Source organism: Actinomadura sp. J1-007, assembly GCF_009793335.1.
Classification (GTDB): domain Bacteria; phylum Actinomycetota; class Actinomycetes; order Streptosporangiales; family Streptosporangiaceae; genus Spirillospora; species Spirillospora yumaensis.
This window is the reverse complement of record NZ_WING01000002.1, coordinates 456,988-477,451: the sequence shown is the minus strand read 5'-3', so window position 1 is coordinate 477,451 and position 20,464 is coordinate 456,988. Positions and strand designations below refer to the sequence as shown.

The following is a 20,464-nucleotide window of genomic DNA, read 5'->3' as shown; positions in this document are numbered from 1 at the left end:
TCCGCCCCGCCCCGCGAGCCCTGCCCCGGCGGGCCCGCGCGCGAGCCTGCGGGCGGGCCCGGACGCCCACCGGCCCGTAGGATGGGCGTCGATCATGCTTGATGCATGAAGTGAAGGGATCTCCGTGGCCGACACCTCACCCGAGCGCCGGGTCCGGGAACGACCGCAGCTCAGCGACGAGGTCGCCGCGTACGGGCGGGAGCTCATCATGTCCGGGCGGGTGCGGCCCGGCGAGTACGTGCGGGTCGAGCGGATCGCCGCCGAGCTGGACGTCAGCATCACCCCGGCACGCGAGGGCCTGATGGCGCTGCGCGGCGAGGGGTTCGTGGAGCTGGCCCCGCGCAAGGGCTTCGCCGTCGCGCCGCTGCGCCGCCAGGACGTGCGCGACATCGCGTTCGCGCAGGGCGCGCTCGCGGGCGAGCTGGCCGCGCGGGCGGCGCGGGCCCTCGCCCCGGAGGCCCTCGCCGGGATCGAACGGGTCCAGGAGGCGATCGAACGGGACGCGAGGGCCGACCCGCCCGAGCACATCGACGAGCTGAACCACCGGTTCCACCGCGAGATCTACCTGGCCGCCGACGCCCCCAAGCTGACCTGGATGATCGAGACGGCGACCCGGTACACCCCGCGCCGCTTCCACGCCGTGATCCGCGGCTGGAACCGGATCGCCGTCGAGGACCACCGGGTGATCCTCGCCGCGCTGCGGACCCGCGACCCCGACGCGGCCCGTACCGCGATGAACGACCACATGGTGCGGTCCGGGGAGCTGCTGGTCGAGCACCTGGAGGAGCGCGGTTTCTGGTCCGGGCACGACGGAACCTGAACGGCCGGGACCCGGCGCCCGCGCAGCGTGCGGGCGCCGGGCCCCGGCGCGTCAGGGCGTCCGCACCGGCTCGCCGTCGGCGGCGATCAGCAGGCCCGCGACGCGGCGGCGGTGGTGGTCGGCGTCGCCCCAGGCGGCGGCGAGCGACCAGGCCCTGCGCAGCCAGCGGTGCAGGTCGTGCTCCATCGTGTAGCCGATCGCGCCGTGCACCTGGAGCGCGGTCCGCGCCGCCCGCGACGCCGCGTCGGACGCCATCGCCTTCGCGGCGGACGCGTCGCGGGAACGGGTCGGCGCGCCGTTCGCCAGCGAGTGCGCGGCGCGGTGCACGGTCGGGCGGGCGAACTCCACGGCGACCAGCGCGTCCGCGAGCCGGTGCTTGACCGCCTGGTACGACCCGATCGCGCGCCCGAACTGCCTGCGCTGCCCGGCGTACCCGACGGTCATCTCGATCATCCGGGACGCGACGCCGACCAGGTACGCGGCGGTGAGGGCCGCGCCCCGGTCGTACGCCTCGGACCCCTCGGCGAGCCGTACGCCCTCGGCCGGCTCGACGGCCGACAGCCGCCGCGCCGGGTCGACCGAGTCCCGCGCGGTGACGGCGAACGTGCTGGTGGCCGACCACGCGCCGCCCGACTCGTACAGCAGCAGCCCGGCCCGGTCGGCGCTCGCCGCGTGCGCGGTGCCGGGCTCGGTGACGGCGACGAACGTCTCGCCCGCCGCGAGCTTCGGCAGCCACTCCGCCGCGAGGTCGGTGCCGCGCAGCAGGGCCGCGGCGACGGCCGCCTCCACGACCGGCTCGGGCGCGGCGGCGCGGCCCGCCGCCTCCAGCGGGGCCAGCAGGTCGGTCTCGTCGCCGCCCGCGCCGCCGTGCTCCTCGGGGACGAGCACCGCGAGCAGCCCGAGCCCGGCGAGCCGGGACCAGCGGTCCCGCTCCCCCGCGCCGCCCTCGGGGACGTCCGCCAGCAGCGCGCCGACGGCGGCCCCGAACTCCTTCTGCTCGGCGGTGAGCGCGAACCTCATCACTGGCCACCCTTCGGTTCCCGCGGAAGGCCGAGGACGCGCTCGGCGATGATGTTGCGCTGGATCTCGTTCGTCCCGCCGTAGATCGGCCCGGCGAGCGCGAACAGGAACCCGTCCGTCCAGCCGTTGCCGGGCAGCTCGCCGTCCGGGCCGAGGATCCGCAGCGCGGTCTCGTGCAGCCGCAGGTCGAGCTCCGACCAGAAGACCTTGTTGACGCTCGACTCGGGCCCGATCGCCTCCCCCGACTCCAGGCGGGTCAGGGTGTGGAAGGTGTACAGCCGGTAGGCGTCGGCCTCCATCCACGCGCGCGCGACGTCCTGCCGCAGCGCCTCGCCGGGCGCGGCGGCGCGGGCGAGGTCGACCAGGCGGTCGGCGGCGGCCATGAACCGTCCGGGCGAACGCAGCGTCAGGCCGCGCTCCGACCCGGTCGTGGACATCGCGACCGTCCAGCCCTGCCCGACGCCGCCGAGCACCTGCGCGTCGGGGACGAACACCTCGTCCAGGAACACCTCGGCGAAGCCGGGCTCGCCGTCGAGCTGCGCGATCCCGCGCACGGTCACACCCTCGGCGTCCAGGGGGACGAGGAAGTAGGTGAGGCCGCGGTGCCGCGAGGAGTCCGGGTCGGTGCGGAACAGCCCGAACAGCCAGTGCCCGTACGTGGCGCGGCTGCTCCAGGTCTTCTGCCCCGACAGCCGCCAGCCGCCGCGCTCCTCGTCGCGTTCGGCGCGGCCGCGGACGTTGGCGAGGTCGCTGCCCGCCTCCGGCTCCGACCAGCCCTGCGCCCAGATCTCCTCGCCGCGCGCCATCGGCGGCAGGAACCGGGCGCGCTGCTCGTCGGTGCCGTACTCGAACAGCGAGGGGCCAGCAGGAAGATCCCGTTCTGGGAGACGCGGGCGGGGGCGCCCGCCCGGTGGTACTCCTCCTCGAAGACCAGCCACTCGGTGAGGGACGCGCCCCGCCCGCCGTACTCCTCGGGCCAGGTGACGGCCGACAGGCGCGCCTCGCACAGCCTCGCCTCCCACTCCCGGTGCAGCGCGAAGCCCTCGGGGGTGTCCATGGACGGGAGGGGGCCGGGCGCGTTCGCCGCGAGCCAGTCGCGGACCTCGGCGCGGAACGCCCGCTCCGCGCCGGTGAACTCAAGATCCATCCGCTGCCGCCTTCATCGATTTCGGGTCCATGCCGCCGAGCGGGTCGGCGGAGGTCTCGGCGTTGTGCGCGTGCGCGAGGTGGTGCAGGCCGAACACCGCGTCCATGCCGTCCCGCATCCCCTGGAGGTCCTCGGCCTGGTTGACGGCCTTCTTGGTGAGCGCGAGGCCGAGGCGCGGCATCGCGGCGATCCGTCCGGCGAGCGCGCGCGTCTCGTCCTCCAGGGCGGCGCGCGGGACGACGCGGTTGACCCAGCCAAGCTCGTACGCGCGGGAGGCCGGCATCCGGTCGCCGGTGTAGAGGAACTCCTTGGCGACGCGCGGCGGCATCACCCACGGGTGCGCGAAGTACTCGACGCCGGGGATCCCCATCCGCACGACCGGATCGGCGAAGAACGCGTCGTCCGCCGCGACGATCAGGTCGCACACCCACGCCAGCATCAGCCCGCCCGCGACGCACGCCCCCTGCACCGAGGCGATCATCGGCTTCGGCAGCTCCCGCCAGCGGCGGCACATGCCGAGGTACACCTCGGACTCGCGGGCGAACCGGCTTTCCGCGCCCTGCTTGCCGACGTGGTCCCACCAGAGCCCGGCCCTGCGCGGGAACGTCCGGTCCGCGTCGCGGCCGGGCGTGCCGATGTCGTGCCCGGCGGAGAAGTGCTTCCCGGCCCCGGCGAGCACGACCACCGCGACCTCGTCGTCCTCGGCGGCCCGGTAGAACGCGTCGTCCAGGGCGTAGGTCATCGCCGAGTTCTGCGCGTTGCGGTACTCGGGCCGGTTCATCGTCACGACGGCGACGGGGCCGCGCCGCTCGTACCGCACGACCGGCTCCCCGGCCCCGGCGGCCTCCTCGGCCATGGGCCCTCCCTCCTGGCGTACGTACTGGAGACAACATCATGCATGATGCACGTCCCACGCCCGCAACTCCACCCCCACACAAGACCGCCGCAGACGGACGAACGGGTAGAAAACCAGGTGATCCGCGCGCCCGCCCCGTCCTAGCCTGGCGGCGAAGCCGCGCCGCTGTGGCGGAAACGCGGCCCATCCGCCTTCGCCTGGCCGGATCCGCTATCCCGAGGAGCCCGATGAGCGTCACCCTCGTCCGCAACGACGACCTCGCGCAGACCGTCGACTACGCCTACGCGGCGTCCGCCGGAGCGCCGGTACGGGCCGTCTGGACGGCCGGGGCCTGCCCGCTCGACGCCGAGGGCCGGACCGTCGCGCCCGGCGACTACCGCGCGCAGGCCGAGCAGGCGATGAGCAACCTGGACGCCGCGCTCGGCGCGGCCGGGGCGTCGCTCACCGACATCGTGAAGACCACCGTGTACGTCGCCTCGTCCCGCCGGGCCGACCTGGTCGCGGCGTGGGAGGCCGTCCGCGCGCGGATGGGCGCGCACGACGCCCCGAGCACGCTCCTCGGCGTGGCCGTCCTCGGCTACGAGGACCAGCTCGTGGAGGTCGAGGCCGTCGCCGTCACCGGCGCCCCCTGACCCGCGCGCCGTCCGGCCGTCGCCGCGCGCGCCCGGCGAACGGGCCCGGCGGGCGGCCGGGCGGGCGTCAGACCTCGCGGGTGCGGAGGCTGAGGCCGAGCGCGCGGAACTGCTCGACGGGGCGGTGGTAGCCGCGTTCGATGTGGTGGACGCCGCGCAGCGTGGACGGGCCCTCGGCGACGGCGGCGGCGAGCACGGCGGAGAAGCCCGCGCGGATGTCGGGCATGGTCACGTCGCCGCCGCGCAGCTTGGTGACGCCGCGGACGACGGCCGAGTGCAGGGCGGCGGTGTCGTGGTAGCGGCACGCGGGCCCGCCGAGGCACGTGGCGTAGACCTCGATCTCGGCGCCCATGTTCTTGAGCGCCGGGACGTAGGCGAGGCGGTTCTCGTAGACGGTCTCGTGCAGCACCGACATGCCGTCGGCCTGCGTGAACAGCACCATCAGCGGCGTCTGCCAGTCGGTGGCGAACCCGGGGTGCGTGTCGGTCTGCACCGCCGCGGGCCGCAGCCCGTCCGGCGCGGACGCCATGATCCAGTCGTCGGTGATCTGGAAGTCGGCGCCCATCCCGGTCAGCGTGGTGATCGCGGTGACCAGGCGGTCCTGCGGGCAGCCGTGCACGCGGACCTCGCCGCGCGTGACGAGCCCGGCGACCAGGTAGGAGAACGCCTCGATGCGGTCGCCGGCGAGGCGGGTCTCGGCGCCGCCGAGCCGCGGCACGCCCTCGACCACGATGCGGCGGTCGGGCGCGAAGGAGATCCGGGCGCCCATCCGCTGGAGGAACAGCGCCAGCTCGACGATCTCCGGCTCGGTCGCGGCGTTGCGGATCACCGTCTTGCCCTCGGCGCGGACGGCGGCGAGCAGCACCGTCTCGGTGGCGCCGACGCTCGGGTACGGCAGGTCGACGCGGGCGCCGACCAGCCGGGAGGCGCGGGCGTGGATGCCGTCGGGCGCGATCTCGACCTCGGCGCCGAGCGCGCGCAGCGCCTCGACGTGGAAGTCGACCGGGCGGCGGCCGATCGGGTCGCCGCCGACCAGCGGGACGAACGACTCGCCCGCCAGGTGCAGCAGCGGCCCGAGCATGAGGATCGGGATCCGGTTGAGCCCGGTGAACGCCTTGCCGACGCTGGAGTCCGACACCGGGCCCGGCACGACGGTGATCCGCCCGCCGGACCGTTCGACGGTCATCCCGACGTGCTCCAGCATCGCGGCGGTGATGCCGACCTCGCCGACGTCAGGCGCGTTGCCGATCGTGCTCGGCTCGCTGCCGAGCATCGCCGCGACCATGTGCTTGCTGACCGCGTTCTTGGCGCCCCGAACGGTGACGTCGCCGCGCAGCGGCCCGGACGGCTCGATCTCCCAGAGGTTCTCGGTCACCCGTGCAGCCTACGGCCGGTCCGGGGGTGGACCAACCGACGCCGCCGCTCGGCCGCGTCGCGGTCACTCGATCTTCAGCAGCGGCGGACGCCCCGCCGCGGCCACCCGCACGCCCGTCCGGGACGGCGCGAGCGGCGACAGCAGGTAGGTGCCGCGCGCGAGGTCCGCCGGGACCGCGAAGGTGTAGACGCTGCGGAACGTCAGCACGCGGACGCACCCCTGCCGGACGGTCCTGGGCTTGGAGTTCTTGGCCGCCGCGCCCACCTGCCGGGTCGGCGCGGCCGCGGCGGGCAGCCGCGTGCGGGAGGCGGGCGGCGAGGCGTACAGGTGGACGGTCCCGGCGGTCTCGGGCGCCCACGGATGCCGGGCCGCCCCGTTCCCACCGGCCGTGCCGGCCGTGCCCGTTCCGCCCGTCCCGCCCGTTCCGCAGGCCGAACGGTCCGTCACCCGCTGCGCCAGCCGGACGTTGACGGTCGTGCCGGGGCCGACGACGGACGGCTGCACCCGCACCGCAACGTCCCGGGTCAGGCGCGTCGCGGTCGCGCCCGCGCGGCCGTTCCCCGGGGTCCGGGGGGTGGCGGCGCCCGCGCCGGTGCGGGCCGCGGCCCGGACGACCGTGAACCTCAGCCGCCCCTTGGTCATGCCCGTGCCGGGCTTCGGGGGCGCGGCCCGCGAGGCGGAGGGCTTCGGCTTCGGGTCGTCCTCGCCCGCGCCCGTGGCCCGCGCGACGGCGAACGCCCCGGCCCCGGCGACCGCCCCGACCGCGATGACGCCGACCGCCATCATCGGCTTGGACCTGCCGCGCCCGCCGCGCCGCGCCGCCGGGGCCGCCGGGGCGTCCTGCCCCGCCTCGGCCGGCCCGTCGTCGGCGCGGTGGCGGCCGATCCGCCGCTCGCCGCTGCCCGCGGGGCGCGGCGGCGCGGCGACGGCCATCGGCCCCGCGCCCGTGACCGGGAACGCCTCCGACAGCAGCGCCGCCGCCGCGGCGAGCGCCGACACCCCGCGCCGCTCCCAGCCCTCGCCGTACGCGGCGTCCGCGAGGTGCTGGAGGTGCTCGGCGAACACCTCGGCCGACTCGGGCCGCGCGGGCGCGTACTTCGCCAGGCCGCGCGCGACGAGGGGCCGGAGCGCGGCGGGCAGCGGCTCCAGCGGGACGGGCTCCTCGCGGTGGGCGTGCTCCAGGGCTCCGGCGCCGTCGAACGGGAGCCGCCCGGTGAGGCACTGGTAGAACACCGCGGTCGCCGCGTACAGGTCGGCGGGCGGCGCGGACTGCTCGCCCGCCCACAGCTCGGGCGCGGTGTACGCGGGCGTCCCCGGGACGTGGTCGCCCTCGGGGAACACGATCCCGAAGTCGCCGACCTTGACCGCGCCCGCCGCGTCCACCATCACGTTGCCCGGACGCAGGTCGCGGTGCGGGATGCCGAGGCCGTGCACGGCCGCCAGCGCGAGCAGCGACGCCTTGAAGACGTAGAGGGCGGCCTCGGGCGCGAGCCGGCCCGAGCGGCCGAGCAGCCGTTCCAGCGTGACGCCGTCGACGAGCTCCATGACGATCACGTCGCCGCGGTCGTCGTGGACGTGGTCGAGGACGCCGACCACGTGCGGGTGGCGCAGCCCCGCGAGCGCCCCGGCCTCGGCGCGGACGCGCCCGTCCGCCGCCGCGGCGGGGGCCAGGTACCTGAGCGCGACCTCGCCGCCCGCGGCCTCGCGCGCCGCGCGCACGACACGTCCCAGGGGCCCTTCGCCCAGCGTGCGAACCTGCGAATAGCCCGGAACGTCCCAGTTCATGGCTGTACCCTGCCGCTCCCCCAGGGACTCCGCAACTTTACCGCGAGCTACGGGCCGTCCACCGCGACGGCCCGTCCGCCCGCCTCCCGCGGGGCCCCCGCGCCGGCCTCCGCGCGCAGGTGGGAGCGGACGGCGGCGACCGAGCGCGCGGTCGCCTCGGGGTCGTCCCCGAGGCCCGCGGCGATGGTCGCGAGCAGCGGTGTGAGAACGGTCTCCACGTCCGGCTCCCCGGCGAGGTGGCCCGCGAGCTCGAGCATGACGAACCCGTGGATCGCGCTCCAGAGCTGGGCCGACACCACGGCCGGGTCGCCCGACCGGAACCGGCCGTCCGCCATCGCGCGCTTCGTGGCCTCCACCAGCACCCCGAACGTGTCGCTGTCGTTGCGGCGGCCCTCGATCAGCTCCGCGGGCGGCACCCGGTACCGGCCGAGCGGCGCGCCCCCGAGCATCACCCCGTACAGGTGCGGGTTGGCCAGCGCGTTCGCCCGGTAGGCGAGCGCGAGGCTGCCGAGGTCGGCGACCGGGTCGGCGGTGCGCGGGACGGCCGCCATGTGCGCGGCCAGCCGCGCGAACCCCTCGTCCACGACCGCCCGGACCAGCTCGGGCATCCCGCCGAAGTGCGTGTAGAGGGCCATCGTCGAGGCGCCGACCTCGTTCGCGAGCCGCCGCGCCGTCAGGGCCTGGGGCCCCTCCCGCGACAGCAGCCGGGCGGCGGCCTCCACGAGCCGGACCCGGACCGGACGCTCGCTTGACGTGCTTGCCATAACAGCGTTATATCGCACATAACAACGTTATACCCACTCGGAGGGACCATGGCCCGCGAAGGCGCCGAAGACCGCTTCCAGCCCGTACTCGAGGAGCGGACCGTCACCGACCTGGAGGTCACCGGCACGATCCCCGCCCACCTCGACGGCCGCTACGCCCGCATCGGCCCGAACCGGCGCGATGCCGGCGACCACCTGTTCCTCGGCGACGGCATGGCGCACGGCGTCCGGCTCCGCGACGGCCGCGCCGAGTGGTACCGCAACCGCTGGATCCGCACCGGCCCCCTGGCGCGGGCGCTCGGCGAGCGTCCGCGCCCCGGCCGCAGGTTCGCGGGCATGGACTACGCGGTCAACACCAACGTCATCCAGCACGGGGGCCGCACCCTCGCGCTCGTCGAGGCCGGGACCCGGCCGTACGAGCTGACGCCCGAGCTGGAGACCGTCGGCGTCTGCGACTTCGACGGCACCCTGCCCGGCGGCTACACCGCGCACCCGCACCGCGACCCCGCGACGGGCGAGCTGCACGCCGTCTCGTACTTCTTCGGCTGGGGCAACCGGGTCCAGTACTCGGTCCTCACCGCCGCCGGACGCGTCCGCCGCCTCGTGGACATCGAGGTCACCGGCAGCCCGATGATGCACGACTTCTCCCTCACCGAGAACCACGTGATCCTGTACGACCTGCCCGTGACGTTCGCCCCGGAGGTCGTCACCCGCGGCATGCCGTCCTGGATGGCGCGCCCCACCCGCTCGGTGCTCTCGCGCACGGTCGGCCACCTGCCCATACCCGAGTGGCTCATCGCGGGCGCGACCAGGCTCGGCGCCACCGACACCGACCTGCCGTACCGGTGGGACCCGTCCTACCCGGCGCGCGTCGGCGTCCTGCCCCGCTCCGGCGGCTCGGACGACGTGCGCTGGTTCGAGATCGAGCCCTGCTTCGTGTTCCACCCGCTCAACGCCTACGAGGAGGACGGCACGATCGTCCTGGACGTCGTCCGCCACCCGAGGATGTTCGACACCCGCCGCGACCCGCACGAGGGCGGCAGCACCCTCGACCGCTGGACGATCGACCTGGCCGCCGGCACGGTCGCGGACCGGCGCCTGGACGACCACCACCAGGAGTTCCCGCGCATCAACGAGGCGCTGACCGGCCGCCCCCACCGCTATGGCTACGGCGTCGCCGCCTCGGGCGACGACCTCGGCGACGGGCTGGCGTTCGACACCGTCGTCAAGCACGACCTGGCCGCCGAGAAGACCCACACCCACCACTTCGGCGCCACCCGGTACGCCGACGAGTTCGTGTTCGTCCCCGACGAGAACCCCTCGGCGGAGGACGACGGCGTCCTCATGGGCTACGTCTACGACCGCGAGACCGGACGCAGCGACCTGACGTTCCTGGATGCCCGGTCACTGGACCTCGTGGCCGCCGTCCACCTCCCCGTCCGCGTGCCCGCCGGATTCCACGGAAACTGGATGCCCGCATAGAACGGACCGCGGCGTTCACCGCGTCGCCGCGGCGTCCCCGCGCGTCAATTCCCGTCCTACGGAACGGACGGATTCCATCCGGCTGGGCAAAGCCGGCGGAAACCGTCCGCTCCCAGGTCGGCGATCGCCGTTACGGTGCCGCGCATGTCCAACGCACAAGATATTCCTCCTGCCCAGAACCGTCCGACCGGCAGGTTCGCGGGGAACCTCGCGGAGCCGGGCATGGTGCCCGCCCAGAGCGCCGGGGAGGCCGGGATGGCCGGCGTCCCGTCCGTCGGCCCTCCCGGCAAGGAGGTCGATCCGGCCCTGGTCGGCCTCATCGCCTGGCTCCCGCCGGCGGGCGGAACGCTGTCCCGCGCCGCGATCGACCGCTGGACGGAGGCCGCCCGCGCGATCCTCACCCTGGCCTACACCGAAGACTGACCGCCCGCGGTTCCGACGCGATTGGAGAGTGACCTTCTACGCCAAAAGCATTCACACTGAAAAACCGCCGAGCACTGAAAACATCACCGAAGACGGTGGTCGGATTATCTTTGTGGAGCTCCTGCACATACCCCGACAAAGGAGCTGTGCATGCCCACCCGACGCACCATGACCCTGGTAGGGGCCGCGCTGGCCCTGCTCTTCGGGACGGCCCTGCCCGCCACGGCGGCCGACGGGCCGCCCGGCCCCGAGGCGACCGGGACGCCGGCGCCCATCATCGGCGGCACGACCGTCACCGACGCCCCCTGGGCGGCCTCGATCTACCGCAGCGGCGGATCGTTCACCTGCTCGGGAACGATCATCGCCCCGACCTGGGTCCTCACCGCCCAGCACTGCGTCAGCGCCGGGATCACCGTCCGCGTCGGCAGCGTCTACCGGTCCCGCGCCACCACGATCGGCGTCGCGAGCTACCAGGTCTCGCCGCGCGGCGACCTGGCCCTCGTGCAGTTGTCCAGCCCCCACACCACCGCCTACTCGCAGCTCGCCGACGCGAACCCGCCGGTCGGCTCGACCAACCAGATCTGCGGCTGGGGCCGTACGAGCTACAACGGCGCGACCTCGGACCAGCTCAAGTGCGCCGACGTCCGCGTCACCTCCACCACGTGCCGCGACTACTACAACGGCCAGGCGATCTGCAGCAGCAGGATCACGGGGAACGCCTGGAGCGGCGACTCGGGCGGCCCGCAGCGCTACAACGGCCAGCAGGTCGGAGTCGCCTCCACCGCCGACGGCCGATCGACTCAGCAGTACGGGAGCGTGCCCTACAACCGTTCCTGGATCCGCTCGGTCGCAGGCGTCTGACCCTTGGGAACGCCCGGCCGGACCACTCCGGCCGGGCGTTCCATCAATGACGCCCCGCCGGCCGTTCCGGCAACGGCGCGTCCTCGATGAGCACGTCCTTCCGCAGAACGCTGAACAGCACGGCGTCGCGCCACCGCCCGTTCCGGAACGCGTAGTCGCGCATCACGCCTTCGCGCACGAGCCCCGCCTTCTCCAGCGCGCGCTGCTCCGGAACGTTCGCCATCTCCGTGACGGCCTCGATCCTCGCGACCTGCGTATGCGCGAACAGATAGCGGACCAGGAGCCGCTGCGCCTCCGTCCCGTACCCGTGCCCCCGCGCCTCCGGCAGCAGCCCGATCCCGAACCTCCAGCAATAGGAGATCTGCGAGGTCACCACCTTCGACCAGCCGACGAACCCGAGCCGTTCGCCATTGCGCTCGACGACCAGAAGGCCCCGCCCCTCGGAGAGCAGACCGTCCTCCGCCCACCGCCGCCGCCACCTGCCGACGTCCCACCATCCGAACCATTCGAACGGCGCGGCGACCTCGACATCCTCCAGGAACCGTTCGAGCATCGCCAAATCGTCCTCGCGCGCGGGCCGCAGCGCCACAAAATCGCTCACACAATCCACGCTAAACCCCGTACCACAGACGCCAGGCCCCGCCTGGTGGATCTCGTCCGCCGCAAGCGGCGTCCAGGTGCGCGCCTCGCAACGCAAAGGAGTGAGGCCAGCCCGGAGTTGCCGTCGACCGACAACAACGCGTCCAGGTGCGCGCCCAGACGCCCGCGCAGCCGACCGAAGCCCCCGGACAGACACTAGGACGGCGGAAGTGCGATCTCGGCCATGACCTGGTCGATGAAGTCGGTGAGGGGCTCGTCGCTGGCGCCGATCCTGCGAAGTGCGGCCATCCCGAGATAACTCCCGTACCCCACGACGATGCGTCGCCGCGCGACGTCGGAGGGCGTGCCCATCTCCTCCAGCGCGGTCTGCATGAACTCCAGGCGCCGCTTGCTCACCCGCCGGACGACCTCAGCGATAGCGGGATCGTCGGCAGCGCTGATCAGCCGGAACGAGATCGCCGAGTCGACGGGATCCGCCATGGCGTTCTCCAGCAGGGTGCGCATCCGCAGCGCGGGATCGCCGACCCCGTCCAGCGCCGCGATCATCCTCTCGGTGTCCTGCTCCCACAGCTCAAGCGCAGCCTCCACCAGCGCACGCCTGTTGCGGAAATGCCAATAGAAGCTGCCCTTGGTCGTGCCCAGCCGTACCGCGATGGGCTCCACCGCCACCGCGGCCGGCCCGCCCTCCGCGAGCGCCTCTAGCGCCGCCTTGGCCCAGTCGCCGGCCGACAGGCGGTTCACGTTACCGACCTCACAGTTCCACCCTTCCATACGCTGCCGTATGGTTAGACCATACGCTGCCGTATGGAGGCTGAGAATGGTCTACAACATGCACGAGCGCTTCGTCGCCGCCGAGCCCCGGCGGATCTGGGAACTGCTCACCACGATCGGCGGCGACCACGACCGGCTCTGGCCGGAAGGAGGAGGACACTTCCGCCTCCCGGACGGCCTCAGGCCCGGCGCGCCGGTCGAGCATTCCAAGCTCCGCTACCGCGTCGGCGCAGTGGAACCCGAGCACCGACTGTGGTTCGACACCGGCAAGCAGCTCAGCGGCGGACACGGCTTCACCCTCCACCCCCAGCGCGGAGGCACACTCGTACGGCATGAGCTGAAAGGACGAACCGGCGGCATGTTCCGGCTCATGTGGCCGCTGGTCATCCGCCGCCAACACGACATCGTGATCGAGAAGATCCTGGACAACCTCGTCCGCGAAGCCGCCGGCAGCACCCTGGAGAAATGAGAAAGGCCCCGCCGTTACGGCGGGGCCTTTCACCATGAAGAGTCCGGCGGTGTCCTACTCTCCCACACAGTCTCCCGTGCAGTACCATCGGCGCTGAAGGGCTTAACTTCCGGGTTCGGGATGGGACCGGGTGTTTCCCCTTCGCCAAAACCACCGAACGACCAACCCCGACACCACCCCACGAGGGGTTGTGCGGGAAACTCTTGGCCGCCCAAGCAACATCCGGCTCAGGCAACAACTATTCACACATCAAAAACCACACGGATCAAAGAACCCGCGAACGGGGTCTTCGGGTTCCCGGTTGTTGTTCGGGAACCACACAGGGACGCGAGCACACCAGGCACCGGCCACCCCCGATAACGGGGGGCGGCGGGGTCTGTCGATTGGTTTGAACGTTGTGTGTGTTCAAGCCACTCGGCCTATTAGTACCGGTCAACTCCACACGTTACCGTGCTTCCATGTCCGGCCTATCAACCCAATGGTCTGTTGGGGGCCTTACACCCACTAGGGGTGGGAGAACTCATCTCGAGGAAGGCTTCCCGCTTAGATGCTTTCAGCGGTTATCCCGACCGAACGTAGCCAACCAGCCGTGCCCCTGGCGGGACAACTGGCACACCAGAGGTTCGTCCGTCCCGGTCCTCTCGTACTAGGGACAGACCCTCTCAATTCTCCTACGCGCGCAGCGGATAGGGACCGAACTGTCTCGCGACGTTCTAAACCCAGCTCGCGTGCCGCTTTAATGGGCGAACAGCCCAACCCTTGGGACCTACTCCAGCCCCAGGATGCGACGAGCCGACATCGAGGTGCCAAACCATCCCGTCGATATGGACTCTTGGGGAAGATCAGCCTGTTATCCCCGGGGTACCTTTTAGCCGTTGAGCGACACCACTTCCACACGTAGGTGCCGGATCACTAGGCCCTGCTTTCGCACCTGCTCGACATGTCTGTCTCACAGTCAAGCCCCCTTGTGCCCTTGCACTCACCACCTGATTGCCAACCAGGCTGAGGGAACCTTTGGGCGCCTCCGTTACTCTTTAGGAGGCAACCGCCCCAGTTAAACTACCCACCAGGCACTGTCCCCCACCCGGATCCACGGGTGCGGGTTAGACGCTCAAAACGACCAGAGTGGTATTTCACCAACGACTCCACCCAGACTGGCGTCTGGGCTTCACAGTCTCCCACCTATCCTACACAAGACGCTCCAAGCGCCAATGCCAAGCTGTAGTGAAGGTCCCGGGGTCTTTCCGTCCTGCTGCGCGAAACGAGCATCTTTACTCGTACTGCAATTTCGCCGGGCCTGTGGTTGAGACAGCGGGGAAGTCGTTACGCCATTCGTGCAGGTCGGAACTTACCCGACAAGGAATTTCGCTACCTTAGGATGGTTATAGTTACCACCGCCGTTTACCGGCGCTTAGATTCTCAGCCTCGAAAACTCGCGTCTTCTAACCGGTCCTCTTAACGTTCCGGCACCGGGCAGGCGTCAGTCCGTATACAGCGTCTTACGACTTCGCACGGACCTGTGTTTTTAGTAAACAGTCGCTTCCCCCTGGCCTCTGCGACCACACCCAGCTCCGGAGGCATGCTCCATCACCGGGCCTGGTCCCCCTTCTCCCAAAGTTACGGGGGCAATTTGCCGAGTTCCTTAACCACAGTTCACCCGATCGCCTTGGTATTCTCTACCTGACCACCTGAGTCGGTTTGGGGTACGGGCCGCCGGTACACTCGCTAGAGGCTTTTCTCGGCAGCATGGGATCACTCACTTCACCTAAAACGGCTCGGCATCACATCTCACCCTGTGTGTGCCGCGGATTTACCTACGGCACGGGCTACCTGCTTACCCCAGGACAACCACCGCCTGGGCTGAGCTACCCTCCTGCGTCACCCCATCACTCACCTACTACCCCCTCGGGTCGACCGCTAGGCCCATCCCGGTCCCCGAAGGAACCAGGCGGGATTCAGGGTCTTAGCATCAGAGGGTTCAGCGTTGGCGCATACCAGCGGGTACGGGAATATCAACCCGTTGTCCATCGACTACGCCTGTCGGCCTCGCCTTAGGTCCCGACTTACCCTGGGCGGATTAGCCTGCCCCAGGAACCCTTGGTCATCCGGCGCACACGTTTCTCACGCGTGATTCGCTACTCATGCCTGCATTCTCACTCCCACACCCTCCACCGCACGATCACTCGACGGCTTCACCGGACGCAGGACGCTCCCCTACCCACCCCAGCATCAGCTGGAGTGCCACGGCTTCGGCGGTGTGCTTGAGCCCCGCTACATTGTCGGCGCGGAATCACTTGACCAGTGAGCTATTACGCACTCTTTCAAGGATGGCTGCTTCTAAGCCAACCTCCTGGTTGTCACGGCAACTCCACATCCTTTCCCACTTAGCACACGCTTAGGGGCCTTAGCCGATGATCTGGGCTGTTTCCCTCTCGACTACGAAGCTTATCCCCCGCAGTCTCACTGCCGCGCTCTCACTTACCGGCATTCGGAGTTTGGCTGACGTCAGTAACCTTGTAGGGCCCATCAGCCATCCAGTAGCTCTACCTCCGGCAAGAAACACACGACGCTGCACCTAAATGCATTTCGGGGAGAACCAGCTATCACGGAGTTTGATTGGCCTTTCACCCCTAACCACAGGTCATCCCCCAGGTTTTCAACCCTGGTGGGTTCGGGCCTCCACACCGTCTTACCGGCGCTTCACCCTGCCCATGGCTAGATCACCCCGCTTCGGGTCTACAGCATGCGACTCAAACGCCCTATTCAGACTCGCTTTCGCTACGGCTACCCGCCACCGGTTAACCTCGCCACACACCATAACTCGCAGGCTCATTCTTCAAAAGGCACGCCATCACGAACAACACCCCAAAAAGAGTGCTGAGGACGCTCTGACGGCTTGTAGGCACACGGTTTCAGGTACTATTTCACGACCCCTCACCGGGGCACTTTTCACCTTTCCCTCACGGTACTGGTCCGCTATCGGTCATCAGGAAGTATTCAGCCTTACCACGTGGTCGTGGCAGATTCACACGGGATTTCACGGGCCCCGTGCTACTCGGGACAACACCCAGGAGACAACATGATTTCGCTTACCGGACTCTCACCGTCTACGGTCGGCCATCCCAAACCGTTCAACTATCACATTGTTTTATAACTCCCCGCCAGACTGGTAGACCTGACCGGATGCTCCCACAACCCCGCACACGCAACCCCTACCAGGTATCACACGCGCACGGTTTAGGCTCCTCCGCTTTCGCTCACCACTACTCACGGAATCACTTGTGTTTTCTCTTCCTGCGGGTACTGAGATGTTTCACTTCCCCGCGTTCCCACCAACCGCCCTATACATTCAGACGGCGGCGACACCCCATGACGGGTGCCAGGTTTCCCCATTCGGAAATCCCCGGATCACAGTCTGGTTGCCGACTCCCCGAGGCATATCGCAGGCTCCCACGTCCTTCATCGGCTCCTGATGCCAAGGCATCCACCGTATGCCCTTAAAAACTTGAACACACAAAACGATCAAACAAATCGCAGACAAGACACCAGCCCCACCCGGTTCCCGCCGGCACCCGCCCCACCACCCCAAGAAGAAAAACCCCAGGGAAGGAAAAGGGACGACCACCCGCAAGAAACGATCAGAGCCGAGTCTCGCCAGAGATGCTCGCGTCCACTGTGCAGTTCTCAAACAACAAACGAGCCCACCAAACCCGCAACACCCGTTCCAGGTGCACGGAGTCTGGTCCCGTGGTTCAGAAGAAACACCCCAACCCCCTCCACCCACACGGCCGACGAACGGCCTGTGTGTTCAAGGGGGCTGAAGGGCCCGTTTCCTCAGGACCCAACAGCGTGCCCACCCCACCACCAGCCCGACACCGGCGACTCCCACTCCCCGCGAGGTAACCCCCGCAGGGCGGTACTTGCCGGCTCACACGGGCGGTGAGCTGAATAGCCAGTGCTCCACATCTATGAGCAGCCGCCTGACAGACACGCGCTGTCAACGGCGGCCACCGACCACATCCCCCGCAGTGAGCGGGATGGTTGTGGCCAGTTGGTGCTCCTTAGAAAGGAGGTGATCCAGCCGCACCTTCCGGTACGGCTACCTTGTTACGACTTCGTCCCAATCGCCGGCCCCACCTTCGACCGCTCCCCCCGCACAAGGCGGTTGGGCCACGGGCTTCGGGTGTTGCCGACTTTCGTGACGTGACGGGCGGTGTGTACAAGGCCCGGGAACGTATTCACCGCAGCGTTGCTGATCTGCGATTACTAGCGACTCCGACTTCACGAAGTCGAGTTGCAGACTTCGATCCGAACTGAGACCGGCTTTAAGGGATTCGCTCCACCTCACGGTATCGCAGCCCTCTGTACCGGCCATTGTAGCATGTTTGCAGCCCAAGACATAAGGGGCATGATGACTTGACGTCATCCCCACCTTCCTCCGAGTTGACCCCGGCGGTCTCCCATGAGTCCCCACCCGAAGTGCTGGCAACATGGAACGAGGGTTGCGCTCGTTGCGGGACTTAACCCAACATCTCACGACACGAGCTGACGACAGCCATGCACCACCTGTCACCGGCCCAAAAGGACCCCGCATCTCTGCGGGTTTTCCGGCGATGTCAAGCCTTGGTAAGGTTCTTCGCGTTGCGTCGAATTAAGCAACATGCTCCGCCGCTTGTGCGGGCCCCCGTCAATTCCTTTGAGTTTTAGCCTTGCGGCCGTACTCCCCAGGCGGGGCGCTTAATGCGTTAGCTACGGCGCGGAATCCGTGGAAGAACCCCACACCTAGCGCCCAACGTTTACGGCGTGGACTACCAGGGTATCTAATCCTGTTCGCTCCCCACGCTTTCGCTCCTCAGCGTCAGTACAGGCCCAGAGAACCGCCTTCGCCACCGGTGTTCCTCCCGATATCTGCGCATTTCACCGCTACACCGGGAATTCCATTCTCCCCTACCTGCCTCTAGTCTGCCCGTATCCACCGCAGACCCACAGTTAAGCTGTGGGCTTTCACGACAGACGCGACAAACCGCCTACGAGCTCTTTACGCCCAATAATTCCGGACAACGCTTGCGCCCTACGTATTACCGCGGCTGCTGGCACGTAGTTAGCCGGCGCTTCTTCTGCACCTACCGTCACTTCCGCTTCGTCGGTGCTGAAAGAGGTTTACAACCCGAAGGCCGTCATCCCCCACGCGGCGTCGCTGCGTCAGGCTTCCGCCCATTGCGCAATATTCCCCACTGCTGCCTCCCGTAGGAGTCTGGGCCGTGTCTCAGTCCCAGTGTGACCGGTCGCCCTCTCAGGCCGGTTACCCGTCGTCGCCTTGGTAGGCCATCACCCCACCAACAAGCTGATAGGCCGCGAGCCCATCCCCAACCGAAAAACTTTCCACCACCCGGCCATGCGACCAATGGTTGTATCCGGTATTAGACCCAGTTTCCCGGGCTTATCCCAGAGTCAGGGGCAGGTTGCTCACGTGTTACTCACCCGTTCGCCGCTCGAGTACCCCCGAAGGGGCCTTTCCGCTCGACTTGCATGTGTTAAGCACGCCGCCAGCGTTCGTCCTGAGCCAGGATCAAACTCTCCATCAAGGCACAACGACAAGCCCAGGGGCGAACCCAGACCCGCCAAACCTTCAGGAAACAATCCCAGCAAACAACCCCGAAACCAAACGTTCAGGGCCGTATTGCCTCAAAGAAATCCCCGACCACCAGCCAACCAAACAACCGGCGGCCACGGGGCGACCCGACCCCTAAAGATCGAGCCGATAAAGGCACTGGCTTTTAACACGCTGTTGAGTTCTCAAGAAACGGACACCCACCGTGTGGATCCGCTTTCGCGTTTCCCGCCTCGGTGGCGACTCTTTTACTTTATCAGATCCGTTCGGCTTGTCAATTTCGCCGATCTTTTCTGATTCCGCCCTTTCGGTTCCGCTTGCGCGGCGCCTTCCGGGCGATGGTGCTATTTCATCAGATCCGGCGCGATTGTCAAAACCGAGCCTTTTCCAACCCCCACCACAGCACCACGGGCACGACGAAACGCCGTGTCCGATGATCTTGGGTGGGCGCTGCCTTGGTCCGGCCACCGTTCAGGCGTCCTGCGTCACCAAGGCGCGAGGAGTTAAGCTACGTGTTCCCGCGCCGTACGTCAAATCGTCACCGACACGCTGCGGAAGTGCCGTCAGCAGCCCCTGCGCGGCGGTTCCGTTTGCCGGGCGTCCCGACGGTGGGCGGTGGCGATCGCCTCGGGGGACAGTCGGAGCAGTGCGGACGCGCTCTGGGGTGTGGGGCGCGGGGTTGGGGATCAGCGACGCGGGGAGTGTGGGCTGGTCGTTCGCTGGCGGTCCGGGGGGCGGGTGGTGCGCGTGTCCGGGTGCTTGTGGGGAGTCTGGAGACGGCGGCGGTCGCTTGCCTGGTCAGTGGGTCGGCGACTCGTGGACGGTGGACGTTGCCCTCTGGGCCGGCGGGGGGTCGGGCGGGAATGGATCATGGCTGCGGAGTGCTCCCGGTGGGGGATGTGGCAGCGAAGGGTGAGGAGTCGGGCATGGCTGACGGGCGGAGCGCGCTGGTGCTGGGCGGCGGCGGGGTGGCTGGGATCGCTTGGGAGACGGGGGTTCTCGCGGGGCTGGCGGACGCGGGCGTCGATGTGACCGATGCTGACCTCCTCGTTGGGACATCCGCGGGTTCGACGGTCGCGGCGCAGGTCGGCAGTGGTCTTTCGCTGGACGAGCTATTCGCGCGGCAGGCGGATCCCGCATTGCAGAACGAGGAGTTGACCCCGACTGGGCTGTCGGTGGCGGAACTCATGGAGGCTTGGGTCCGCGTGTTCGAGGAGTCGTCCGGCCCCGAGGAGGCGCGGCGGCGTCTGGGCGCGCTCGCTTTGGCGGCGGAGACCGTTCCGGAACGGACCCGGCGCGCGGTCATCGAAGGGCGGCTGCCGGTGCACGAGTGGCCCGGTCGCGAACTGGTCGTCACTGCTGTGAACGCCACGACCGGGGAGCCGCGCGTGTTCGATGCCGCGTCCGGTGTGAGTCTGGTCGACGCGGTCGCGGCGAGTTGCGCCGTACCCGGGATCTGGCCGCCGGTGACGATCGAAGGCGTCCGCTACGTGGACGGCGGCGTTCGCACGGCGAACAACCTGGACCTCGCCGGCGGGTACGGACGCGTGCTGCTCCTGGCTCCGATGGACGACCCGTCGCTCGCGGCCGAGAGCGAAACGGTCACCGAGGCGGGCGGACGGGTGGAGGTCATCGCGCCGGACGAGGCGTCCCTCGCGGCGTTCGGCGACGATCCGTTGAGCCCGTCGACCCGCACGCCGTCCGCCCGCGCGGGCCGAGCGCAGGGTGTCGAGTCCGCGGCGCGGGTCAAGTCTCTCTGGGCCTGATCAGCAAGCCCCGTTCCCGGGCCGGGAATGCGGGGGGGATGCGGGTGGTGTCTCAGCCGTCTCAGCCGTCTTGCGGGGACGG

14 protein-coding genes, 3 rRNA genes and 1 pseudogene are annotated in these 20,464 nt (G+C 69.5%); 7 read left to right on the top strand and 11 right to left on the bottom strand.

The genetic code is table 11. The annotated features are described in order from the left end of the window. The first annotated feature begins 124 nt into the window (after positions 1 to 124). The gene (locus GEV43_RS36160) at positions 125 to 820 is read left to right on the top strand and encodes a GntR family transcriptional regulator (protein ID WP_206681556.1); all 696 of its coding nucleotides are present in this window, start codon (positions 125 to 127) and stop codon (positions 818 to 820) included. A gap of 51 nt (positions 821 to 871) precedes the next feature. On the opposite strand, the gene GEV43_RS36155 is transcribed toward GEV43_RS36160, so the two are convergent. The 3 genes and pseudogenes from GEV43_RS36155 to GEV43_RS36145 form a co-directional block, all read right to left on the bottom strand. Next, positions 872 to 1,840 (bottom strand): acyl-CoA dehydrogenase, encoded by a 969-nt coding sequence (locus GEV43_RS36155; RefSeq protein ID WP_160825262.1) that lies wholly within the window; start codon positions 1,838 to 1,840, stop codon positions 872 to 874. Continuing rightward, a pseudogene (locus GEV43_RS36150) lies at positions 1,840 to 2,987 on the bottom strand (acyl-CoA dehydrogenase family protein). Before GEV43_RS36150 ends, GEV43_RS36155 begins: the two are co-directional and overlap by 1 nt. Continuing rightward, on the bottom strand, positions 2,977 to 3,843 hold the full coding sequence (locus tag GEV43_RS36145; RefSeq protein WP_160825261.1) for an enoyl-CoA hydratase: 867 nt from the start codon (positions 3,841 to 3,843) through the stop codon (positions 2,977 to 2,979). The pseudogene GEV43_RS36150 and the gene GEV43_RS36145 overlap by 11 nt, the downstream one beginning before the upstream one ends. A 227-nt stretch (positions 3,844 to 4,070) precedes the next feature. Between GEV43_RS36145 and GEV43_RS36140 the strand changes: the two genes are divergently transcribed. After that, entirely contained in the window at positions 4,071 to 4,475 is a 405-nt protein-coding gene (locus GEV43_RS36140; protein WP_160825260.1) for a RidA family protein, read from the top strand. A gap of 67 nt (positions 4,476 to 4,542) precedes the next feature. Here the strand turns inward: GEV43_RS36140 and murA are convergent, their stop codons facing one another. The 3 genes from murA to GEV43_RS36125 form a co-directional block, all read right to left on the bottom strand. Continuing rightward, the gene (gene murA, locus GEV43_RS36135; protein ID WP_160825259.1) at positions 4,543 to 5,850 is read right to left on the bottom strand and encodes a UDP-N-acetylglucosamine 1-carboxyvinyltransferase; all 1,308 of its coding nucleotides are present in this window, start codon (positions 5,848 to 5,850) and stop codon (positions 4,543 to 4,545) included. A gap of 63 nt (positions 5,851 to 5,913) precedes the next feature. Beyond that, on the bottom strand, positions 5,914 to 7,635 hold the full coding sequence (locus GEV43_RS36130; protein WP_160825258.1) for a serine/threonine-protein kinase: 1,722 nt from the start codon (positions 7,633 to 7,635) through the stop codon (positions 5,914 to 5,916). Positions 7,636 to 7,682: 47 nt separating this feature from the next. Beyond that, entirely contained in the window at positions 7,683 to 8,399 is a 717-nt protein-coding gene (locus tag GEV43_RS36125; protein WP_160825257.1) for a TetR/AcrR family transcriptional regulator, read from the bottom strand. A gap of 48 nt (positions 8,400 to 8,447) precedes the next feature. Here GEV43_RS36125 and GEV43_RS36120 point away from each other — a divergent pair, with 48 nt between their 5' ends. The 3 genes from GEV43_RS36120 to GEV43_RS36110 all read left to right on the top strand — a co-directional run bounded on the left by GEV43_RS36120 (position 8,448) and on the right by GEV43_RS36110 (position 11,165). Beyond that, on the top strand, positions 8,448 to 9,881 hold the full coding sequence (locus GEV43_RS36120) for a carotenoid oxygenase family protein (RefSeq protein ID WP_160825256.1): 1,434 nt from the start codon (positions 8,448 to 8,450) through the stop codon (positions 9,879 to 9,881). Between the two features lie 144 nt (positions 9,882 to 10,025). Further along, complete coding sequence (locus GEV43_RS36115) at positions 10,026 to 10,304, top strand: hypothetical protein (protein WP_160825255.1); 279 nt, start codon at positions 10,026 to 10,028, stop codon at positions 10,302 to 10,304. 150 nt (positions 10,305 to 10,454) lie between these two features. After that, entirely contained in the window at positions 10,455 to 11,165 is a 711-nt protein-coding gene (locus GEV43_RS36110) for a trypsin-like serine protease (protein ID WP_160825254.1), read from the top strand. Between the two features lie 43 nt (positions 11,166 to 11,208). Here the strand turns inward: GEV43_RS36110 and GEV43_RS36105 are convergent, their stop codons facing one another. Together GEV43_RS36105 and GEV43_RS36100 are read right to left on the bottom strand one after the other, a co-directional pair. After that, entirely contained in the window at positions 11,209 to 11,766 is a 558-nt protein-coding gene (locus tag GEV43_RS36105; RefSeq protein WP_309240116.1) for a GNAT family protein, read from the bottom strand. 194 nt (positions 11,767 to 11,960) lie between these two features. Next, positions 11,961 to 12,506, bottom strand: coding sequence for a TetR/AcrR family transcriptional regulator (locus GEV43_RS36100; RefSeq protein WP_160825253.1), 546 nt, complete (start codon positions 12,504 to 12,506; stop codon positions 11,961 to 11,963). Between the two features lie 76 nt (positions 12,507 to 12,582). On the opposite strand from GEV43_RS36100, the gene GEV43_RS36095 reads away from it, so the two are divergent. Continuing rightward, complete coding sequence (locus tag GEV43_RS36095) at positions 12,583 to 13,005, top strand: SRPBCC family protein (RefSeq protein ID WP_160825252.1); 423 nt, start codon at positions 12,583 to 12,585, stop codon at positions 13,003 to 13,005. A 41-nt stretch (positions 13,006 to 13,046) separates the two neighbouring features. Here GEV43_RS36095 and rrf read toward each other — a convergent pair. The 3 genes from rrf to GEV43_RS36080 all read right to left on the bottom strand — a co-directional run bounded on the left by rrf (position 13,047) and on the right by GEV43_RS36080 (position 18,590). After that, positions 13,047 to 13,163: ribosomal RNA gene (gene rrf, locus GEV43_RS36090) — 5S ribosomal RNA — on the bottom strand. Between the two features lie 243 nt (positions 13,164 to 13,406). Next, positions 13,407 to 16,516 (bottom strand): 23S ribosomal RNA (locus GEV43_RS53430). 554 nt (positions 16,517 to 17,070) lie between these two features. Then, a 16S ribosomal RNA gene (locus tag GEV43_RS36080) occupies positions 17,071 to 18,590 on the bottom strand. The 16S, 23S and 5S rRNA genes sit together here, the layout of an rRNA operon. A 952-nt stretch (positions 18,591 to 19,542) precedes the next feature. Here GEV43_RS36080 and GEV43_RS36075 point away from each other — a divergent pair. Further along, complete coding sequence (locus GEV43_RS36075) at positions 19,543 to 20,382, top strand: patatin-like phospholipase family protein (protein ID WP_160825251.1); 840 nt, start codon at positions 19,543 to 19,545, stop codon at positions 20,380 to 20,382. The last annotated feature ends 82 nt before the right edge of the window (positions 20,383 to 20,464 follow it).

Coding starts and splice junctions, on each gene's coding strand:
- GEV43_RS36155 (WP_160825262.1), bottom strand. CDS start 1,840: ATGAGGTTCGCGCTCACCGCCGAGCAGAAGGAGTTCGGGGCCGCCGTC.
- GEV43_RS36145 (WP_160825261.1), bottom strand. CDS start 3,843: ATGGCCGAGGAGGCCGCCGGGGCCGGGGAGCCGGTCGTGCGGTACGAG.
- GEV43_RS36140 (WP_160825260.1), top strand. CDS start 4,071: ATGAGCGTCACCCTCGTCCGCAACGACGACCTCGCGCAGACCGTCGAC.
- GEV43_RS36130 (WP_160825258.1), bottom strand. CDS start 7,635: ATGAACTGGGACGTTCCGGGCTATTCGCAGGTTCGCACGCTGGGCGAA.
- GEV43_RS36125 (WP_160825257.1), bottom strand. CDS start 8,399: ATGGCAAGCACGTCAAGCGAGCGTCCGGTCCGGGTCCGGCTCGTGGAG.
- GEV43_RS36120 (WP_160825256.1), top strand. CDS start 8,448: ATGGCCCGCGAAGGCGCCGAAGACCGCTTCCAGCCCGTACTCGAGGAG.
- GEV43_RS36115 (WP_160825255.1), top strand. CDS start 10,026: ATGTCCAACGCACAAGATATTCCTCCTGCCCAGAACCGTCCGACCGGC.
- GEV43_RS36110 (WP_160825254.1), top strand. CDS start 10,455: ATGCCCACCCGACGCACCATGACCCTGGTAGGGGCCGCGCTGGCCCTG.
- GEV43_RS36095 (WP_160825252.1), top strand. CDS start 12,583: ATGGTCTACAACATGCACGAGCGCTTCGTCGCCGCCGAGCCCCGGCGG.
- GEV43_RS36075 (WP_160825251.1), top strand. CDS start 19,543: ATGGCTGACGGGCGGAGCGCGCTGGTGCTGGGCGGCGGCGGGGTGGCT.